Raw genomic sequence first — 7,957 nt, forward strand, 5'->3', positions numbered from 1 at the left:
AACCGGGAGGAATAATTATTTTTAATTAGTTAAGAAGCTTTCTCACTTAATTTTTTCAAATAGAAAGCAAAAAAAGACTTGACTATTGGCAAAAATGAACTTAGAATATTGTTAAATTTAAATTAGAACAAAAAACGCAATGAAAAGAAACGACAAGCTGAAACTGAAGTTAGCGAGTCTGGTTAGGTGAAAGCAGATATTTAAGCCTTGCTTAGTCAATCATCTTTGAGCGCTGTAGTCAAAGTAAGTCTTTACTTATCAGTAAATTACGGTGGTGGCATCCATTAACATGCTGACGGATCAAAAGGTTCGAATAAGGTCCACAGTCATTTAGTGGATAAAAAAAGGTGGTACCACGCAGTAGCGTCCTTTAAACAAATTCTTTGTTTAAAGGACGCTGTTTTAATTTTATTACGTAATTTTGTTTTCAAAAAATCATAGGGGGAATTTATTATGAAGTTTACAGTTGTTGGTGCCGGTGCCATGGGCTATCGTTATGGTGTTTTGTTGCAAGATGCCGGCAATCAAGTTGAATTTGTTGATACTTGGAAACCAAATGTTGAAAAAGTCCGGCAACAAGGTGGGGTCTTTGTTTCACGCGATCACCAAAACCGTCAGCTAGTCCCAGTTAAATTATTTTATCCCGAAGAATATCATGGCAATCCTGATGTTTGGATCTTCTTCACTAAACAAATGCAACTAGCTGATTTCCTGAAACGCACCGCTCATTGTTTTAACGACCAACAATATGCTCTAACTTGTATGAATGGAATGGGTCATGTGGAAAAATTACTCAAGTACTTTAAGCCGGCTAAACTCTTGGCCGGAACAGCTCTAGTTGCAACTGTTTTAAATGGCCCCGGCGACGTTGACTTCATCGGCGCTCGCGGTGCAGGGACGATGAATTTGGCAAACTATACCGAAAAGCCCGATGAAATGACTCATAAAGTAGTTGCCGAACTTAAGAAAGCCCAATTTAATCCAAATTTAACTACCAACTTTATGGGGACCTTAATGGCAAAAGTAGTCTTTAACTCTGTAGTTAATACTTTATGTACTTTATTTGAAATCACAATGGGCGAATTTGCCAGCTATTCAGGTGCTGATGAATTAAGCCGGCAGCTGATCAATGAAGCCTATGATGTCTGTGAACGAGCAGGTGTTCAGATGCTTAACACTCGCCAGGCAGAACTTGATAGTATCAATTATGTTTCGAAAGTTGCCAATCCATTGCATTACCCTTCAATGTATCAAGATATGTCCCACAACCGACCAACTGAAGTCGATTATATCAATGGTTATTTAGTAAAATTGGGCCAAAAATATAATTATGCAGCTACGACTCATGCCTTTTTGACTCATTTGGTCCACTTAGCTGAACATACCCGGCAGCAAAATGCCGTCAAAACTCATAATAAGTAATTAAATTTATCCCAACAGCTGTTAGTGATCTTTTTAAGATTAAGATCATTAGCAGCTGTTTTTAGTTGGTTAGTAAATTCACCTGCTTTTAAAATGCCATTTGTAAAATCCCAGCTCCAATGACTCCGACGATCACAGTAATTAATAGGTTTTTAGAAATAATAACGGTCAAAAAGGCTGGAATACTAGCACCAAGATTCAACCAATTAATTGCTGGCAATTGCCCTGATTGCCGAATCAATAAACTTTCAATCCAGAGACCCGCCATAATCGCGATTGGTACAAAATTCAAATAATCCAAAACTAGTTTTGGCAAATGAAAATGCTGCAAAATTATAAAAGGCGTCACTCGCAAGAACCAGGTCACTAGACTGCAACCTAAAATTGTGAATAGCACGTATTTCCCTAATACCAACGTTCGATCACCACCCCAATTGAACTGCCAATAATAACAGTTAATAATAAAGCAATATTAGCGGAAAAATAAATCAAGCAAAAATAAAAACTGATTGCCACAACCAAAATAATTATTAATTGCCGGGTAATCCCCATCAAACGATCACTGATCAATTGCAAGTACATTAAGCCAATAAACATAGCAACTAAGGCAAAACTTAAGCCTAGTTGCTCAGGATCTTTGATCAGCTGTCCAACTAATCCACCAGTTAAAGTTGCGGCAGCCCAGACTAAATAAGCTAACAAATTAGCAGCGTTCAACCACGAAAAACTTAACTTATGCTCAGTGTAATTAAGTTTGTTCATGCTTAAAGCAAAGGTTTCATCTGTCAACAAACTTCCCAACCACAAATTGCGGCTGAGACTAGTTTGATTAAAATACGGTGCAACTGTCAAACTCATCAATGACATCCGTGAGCTGATCAATAAAGTTGAAATTACGATCGACCAAATATTGCTATGGGTGGCAAGCATGCTAATAATCACAAATTGCGCCGATCCAGTATAAGTAAATATTGACAATAGCATTACACTTAGAAGATCTAGGCCGCTAGTCCGGCCTAAAATTCCAAAGGCAATCGCAATACTAATATATCCTAAAGCCGTTGGTAAAGCATCTTTAATTCCAGCTTTACCGGTCAATTCACTTGTCATTAAAATCATCCTTTCCACCAAACTGTTTCACGTGAAACTCAGTCATTTTTTAGCTACCGTTTGCGCAATAGCTGCTATCTCAGTAGGAGTCGTCCGACAACATCCACCAATGATGCGGGCACCGTTTTTTTGCCATTGTGGAACTAGGTCGGAAAAGTTTTGTGATAAATGTTTAGCCTGCCACTGTTTAGTTACCGGATCATACTCATCACCATTATTTGGATAAACAATTAGCGGCTTAACTGAATATTTCTTTAAAGTCTGTAAGGCCGGTGTAATTTGCAGCAAGTCGGTACAATTAATACCTACTGCACTGATTTGTTGCTGATCATTCAACCAAGTAGCTGCTTGTGCCAACAAAGTTCCATCACACAAATGTTGGGGATCTTTAATACTAAAAGAAATCCAGGCCGTTGTTTGAGAAAATTTGGCAGCTAAAAGCTTGACCAGAGCTTGAACTTCAGCAAACTTAGGCTGAGTTTCAATTGCCAGGACATCAACTTGAGCAGCCAGCAAAGCTTTGATTCGTAAATAATGGAAATTTTGAAATTCAGCTTCCGTTAATTGATAATTTCCAGTATATTCACTGCCATCAGCTAAATAGGCTCCATAAGGTCCAACACTGCCAGCAACTAATGTCTCGTTAGGAATCTTCGCTGAACTTTGAGCTTGACGAGCACAATCAACCGCTTGTTTGATTAATTGTTGAAACTGTACTTGATTAAAACCTCGCTTTTGAAAAGCGGCAAAATTAGCTTGATAAGTATTAGTGGTAGCAATCATTGCTCCCGCAGCAAAATAACTGCGATGCACTTGAGTAATCTTGGCAGGTTCAGTCAGTAAGGCGGCAGCTGACCAAAGATCATTTGCTGTATTGACACCTAATTTCTCTAATTCAGTTGCCATGGCGCCATCTGAAATTAAAGTTTCCTTTTGTTTTAAAAGCTCTGTAATTGGTTCTTTCATTTTCTTTCCCCTTTCAAATATGCTTTAAAACGATTTAAATTGGTTTTTAAGTAATAAATAATATAACATCCAATTACAAATGGAATCATATAAAATAAAGCTGGTCGTTGCGTTGGATCAAAAATGATTAAAATACATGAAAGTAAACTGGCCGTAAAGGCAATTATCGGCACGAATGGATACCAAGGCGTAACAAAAGCTAAATCCTCAACTCTCTTCCCCGATTTAAGCCACTGTTTTCTAAAATTTAATTCTGATAAAGCAATTGCCATCCAAACAAAAACAACTGCTAATCCTGAAATCGAAACTAATACTAAATAAACCGTTGCAGCAGCAGTTACACTGGACAACAAAGCAAAGATTCCACCCAACATACTCGTAATCAGGGCAATCAATGGCACTCCATTTCTAGTCAATTTAACAAAAACTGAGCTAATCATTCCTTCATTTGCTAATGACCACAACATGCGTGTCGAAGCATATAAGCCAGAATTGGCAGCTGATAAAATCGCAGTTAAAATTACAAAATTCATTAAGTCACCCGCAAATGGCAATCCGATACTTTTAAAGACTAAAACAAATGGGCTCTCAACTACGCCAGCTTTTCTCCAGGGAATTAAAGTCGCCATGACTGCAACACTACCAATAAAAAAGATAATCAAACGCCATAACGTGGTATGAATTGCCTTGGGAATTGCATGAGCTGGATCTTTAACTTCCCCAGCAGTCACACCAATCAGCTCTGTCCCAGAAAATGCAAAATTAACTGTCAACATCGTTGTAAAAACTCCCTTAAATCCAGTAGGAAACCAGCCATCTTGATACAAATTGTGAAAAAGCGGATTTGGATGATAACCTTTGACCGGTAAGATTCCTAAGACTGCTAAACTACCAACAACAATAAAAAAAACAATTGCTAAAACTTTGATGCTAGCAAAATAAAATTCAGATTCACCAAAGAATTTAACAGATAAAGCATTTGAAGTGAAAATTATAATCATAAACAATAAGCTCCATAACCATGTCGGCGAATGAGGAAACCAATTTTTCATAATCAAACCAGCTGCTGTAAATTCTGATCCAAGAGCAATTGTCCAAGTAAACTAATACAAAATTGCCACTGTAAAACCCGTCCCTGGTCCGATAAATTTTTCCGCATAAACATGAAAAGAACCAGTTTGCGGCATAGCTACTGCTAATTCTCCCAAGCACAACATTACTGTATAAACAATTGCAGCTCCAATAAAATAAGCGATAATCGTTCCTAAAGGTCCAGCTTGATGAATCGTATATCCTGAACTTAAAAACAAGCCTGTTCCAATGACTCCACCTAATGAAATCATCAACAAATGTCGAGCTTCCATTTTACGTTTTAAAGAACTATTTTGTTTAACCAAAAAATCACCTCGTCTAATAATTAAAAAAATTACGTCCCAATTTTGGGACGAATTTCTCGTGGTACCACCCGGATTTATCAGTGTTGCAAAGCAACATGACCTCATTAACAGATTAGCGTTAACGGACTCACCCGTTTAAACAGCTTGCACTGTTTAAAGAATCCAAGTTCATCTTCAGCTGAAATAAAGACGTCCTTACATCAACAACGCTTGCTTAGCTTCAGTGTCCAGCCTACTCTTCTTTTCATAATCAATTTATTATTTAAAGAAATGATAAATTAAGAATCAATAACTGTCAACTAATTTTTCTAAATAGTTAAATTCGCATTGTGGTATTTCCAAGTTTGGCAATCAATTTCAGATTTTCCCGATAATCAACTGGAACAGCAATAACATAAACACCTTCTTTAGCTGCTACCGCTTCTTGCATATATGCTGCAAACTGACCAGTTTGGGTAACTTGACGCCCAATTGCACCGAAACTTTCAGCATATTTAACAAAGTCCGGATTAGTAAAATCAACTCCATTATGATGCTGAATCTCCATATCCATTTTCCATTTGATTAGTCCATAAGAATGATCTTCCCAAATCACAATAATCAAATGCAGTTTTTCTCTGACAGCTGTTTCAATTTCTTGTGAATTCATCAAAAAACTGCCGTCCCCCATTACTGCAACCACAGTTTTATTCGGCCGAGCTAGCTTTGCTCCAATTGCACCTGGTAGAGTCCAAGACATGGTCGACAAACCATTATCAATTAAACAAGTATTCGATAAATACGTCTGATATAACCGTGCCATCCACATTTTGACCGCACCAGTATCAACTAAAACCACTGCATCGTCTGGTAGTGCCTGACGTGTTTCATAAACAATCGTTTGAGGTTTAAGTGGCACTTGTTGACTCTTGGCCCCACTAACAAGTTCCTCTTGAATTAACTGCCGGATTTCAGAAGTTTGATGTGAAAAGTGAATATCCTGTAATTTCAATGCTTGCAGCAAAGCCTGTAAACTAGCTCGAATATTAGCAATAATGTTTAACGTTACCGGATAGTGACTATCTACGTCTTGCCGAAACATATTGATGTGAATAATTTTTTTATCACGGTTGGGATTGATTTTTTGTGGATCAAACTGTTGAATTGAAAAGCCAATGGAAATAATCAAATCGGCCTGATCGATTGCAAAGTTCTCATAATCCTTGCGCATAAAGCCAACGACTCCTAGCGCATTTTTATGCCGATCAGAAATAACTCCTTTACTCATAAAGGTCGTGACTACTGGGATTTCCAACAACTCACTCAATTCTCGGACTTCCTGTTCAGCATGTTTCCACAAAACACCATCCCCGGCCAAGATAATTGGATGCTCAGCTGCAGCAATTAACTCAACAGCTTTTTCAATATCACTGCTGGTTGGCTGGGTAAATGAAATTGGATCGATCGCTAACGGTTGCCGGTCTGCCGAAACTGGACGACTTTCAATATCTTGTGGCAAAGCTAAATAAGAAGCTCCTGGCCGATCACGTTTCGCAGTTGAAAAAGCCTTCCGAACCATTTCTGGGACAGCATTAGGAGTTAGAACCATGTCTGCATATTGAGTGATTGGTTTGAACATACTAACTAAATCAATTACCTGATGTGATTCCTTATGCAATCGGATTAATCCACCTTGAGCACTGATCGCAACTAACGGCGTGGAATTAGTTTGTGCATCAGCGACACCAAGCATCAAATTAATGGCTCCCGGCCCCAGAGTAGCTAAACAAACTCCGGGAATTCCTGTTAGACGCCCGTAAGTACTTGCCATAAAGGATGCCCCCTGTTCATGGCGGGTTAAAACAAAATGGATCTTTTCTGATTGGTTTAATTCATCAATCAGATTAATATTTTCCTCTCCAGGAATGCCAAACACATAACGAACATTTTCGTTTTCTAAACATTTAACTAATAATCTTGCAGTCGAGATTTCTTCACTCACTTTTTGGTCCTCCTACCAAGCATTTCATCCATTTTCTAATTTTAGCCCATTTCCCGCTGAATTTCATTTCATTTTGACTTAATCTGCTTGCATTTTTTAAATTAAGCGACTATGATTTAATTAAGATATGAGCATATGTTCATAGTATAAAAGGGAGCTGAGTTATCATGGAAAGGAAAAAAGATAGTGGCCGATTCCTAATCGTAACTTTATTGAATGCTTTAATTACTGTTTTTGAATTTGTTGGCGGGATCTTGTCAGGCAGTTTAGCCTTATTGTCAGATGCCTTTCATAACTTTGGCGATGCTTTATCAATTATCCTTAGTTACGTAGCCCATCGAATTGGCCAACGTTTGCCTAATAGCTCTAACACCTATGGTTATCGCCGAATTGAAATCTTGACTGCTCTGTTAAACTCAGCCTTATTGATCGGTGTTTCACTCTTTTTAATAATTGAAGCGATTCGTCGTTTTTTTCATCCAGAGGTTGTAGCTGGAGGAATCATGTTTTGGGTGGCATTGATCAGCTTGCTGGCAAATTCTCTAGCAACTTTATTGTTAAATCGTGATGCAAAACATAATTTAAATATTCGCGCAACTTACCTGCACCTTTTAAGTGATGCTTTAGCTTCAATTGGTGTGATCATTAGTGCGATCTTGATTTTTTTCTTCAAATTTTACTGGATCGACCCATTGATGACAGTAATTGTTTCAATTTATATTGCTTATGAAGCTTGGCCGATCATTCGTCAAACGCTGAAAATTTTGATGGAAAGCTCTCCAATTTTAGATTACGACAAAATCAAAACTGATCTGCTAAGCTTACCCGAAGTTACCGGGGTCCATCATTTTCATGCTTGGCAAATCGACGAAAATCAAACTGTTGTTTCCTTGCATTTAAATTTAAAAGATATTTCGCTCAGTCAAACCGAAAAAATTTATGGCCAAGTTGAAGCCATTTTAAAAAATAAATATCAGATTTCCCATGTAACAATTCAAGCTGAATGTAACCGTGGTAAAGATGAAAAATTATTTTTTACAGAAAACAAGCTGCCCTAATAAAACTTGAAATCAAGCAAAAA

At 37.7% G+C, this 7,957-nt stretch carries 6 protein-coding genes and 1 pseudogene; 2 read left to right on the forward strand and 5 right to left on the reverse strand.

Features of this window, described 5'->3' with window-relative positions:
- Positions 1-453 precede the first annotated feature (453 nt).
- Positions 454-1,422: a ketopantoate reductase family protein gene (locus ON15_RS06830; RefSeq protein WP_010580746.1), complete on the forward strand. Its 969-nt coding sequence runs from the start codon at positions 454-456 to the stop codon at positions 1,420-1,422.
- A gap of 88 nt (positions 1,423-1,510) precedes the next feature.
- On the opposite strand, the gene ON15_RS06835 is transcribed toward ON15_RS06830, so the two are convergent.
- The 5 genes and pseudogenes from ON15_RS06835 to ON15_RS06855 form a co-directional block, all read right to left on the reverse strand.
- Positions 1,511-1,837: an AzlD domain-containing protein gene (locus ON15_RS06835; protein WP_010580747.1), complete on the reverse strand. Its 327-nt coding sequence runs from the start codon at positions 1,835-1,837 to the stop codon at positions 1,511-1,513.
- Positions 1,828-2,532, reverse strand: coding sequence for an AzlC family ABC transporter permease (locus ON15_RS06840; protein ID WP_026049528.1), 705 nt, complete (start codon positions 2,530-2,532; stop codon positions 1,828-1,830). Before ON15_RS06840 ends, ON15_RS06835 begins: the two co-directional genes overlap by 10 nt.
- A 42-nt stretch (positions 2,533-2,574) precedes the next feature.
- Positions 2,575-3,498, reverse strand: coding sequence for a homocysteine S-methyltransferase (mmuM, locus tag ON15_RS06845; RefSeq protein ID WP_010580749.1), 924 nt, complete (start codon positions 3,496-3,498; stop codon positions 2,575-2,577).
- Positions 3,495-4,862, reverse strand: a pseudogene (locus ON15_RS06850) (amino acid permease). The gene mmuM and the pseudogene ON15_RS06850 overlap by 4 nt, the downstream one beginning before the upstream one ends.
- A gap of 349 nt (positions 4,863-5,211) precedes the next feature.
- Complete coding sequence (locus tag ON15_RS06855) at positions 5,212-6,876, reverse strand: acetolactate synthase large subunit (protein WP_010580750.1); 1,665 nt, start codon at positions 6,874-6,876, stop codon at positions 5,212-5,214.
- 167 nt (positions 6,877-7,043) lie between these two features.
- On the opposite strand from ON15_RS06855, the gene ON15_RS06860 reads away from it, so the two are divergent.
- Entirely contained in the window at positions 7,044-7,934 is an 891-nt protein-coding gene (locus ON15_RS06860) for a cation diffusion facilitator family transporter (RefSeq protein WP_010580751.1), read from the forward strand.
- The last annotated feature ends 23 nt before the right edge of the window (positions 7,935-7,957 follow it).

It is taken from the genome of Liquorilactobacillus vini DSM 20605 (assembly GCF_000255495.1).
Taxonomy (GTDB): Bacteria; Bacillota; Bacilli; order Lactobacillales; family Lactobacillaceae; genus Liquorilactobacillus; species Liquorilactobacillus vini.

Bases quoted from the DNA above. Each gene is read 5' to 3' on its own strand.
- mmuM (WP_010580749.1), bottom strand. From the start codon at position 3,498: ATGAAAGAACCAATTACAGAGCTTTTAAAACAAAAGGAAACTTTAATT.
- ON15_RS06860 (WP_010580751.1), top strand. From the start codon at position 7,044: ATGGAAAGGAAAAAAGATAGTGGCCGATTCCTAATCGTAACTTTATTG.
- ON15_RS06830 (WP_010580746.1), top strand. From the start codon at position 454: ATGAAGTTTACAGTTGTTGGTGCCGGTGCCATGGGCTATCGTTATGGT.
- ON15_RS06840 (WP_026049528.1), bottom strand. From the start codon at position 2,532: ATGACAAGTGAATTGACCGGTAAAGCTGGAATTAAAGATGCTTTACCA.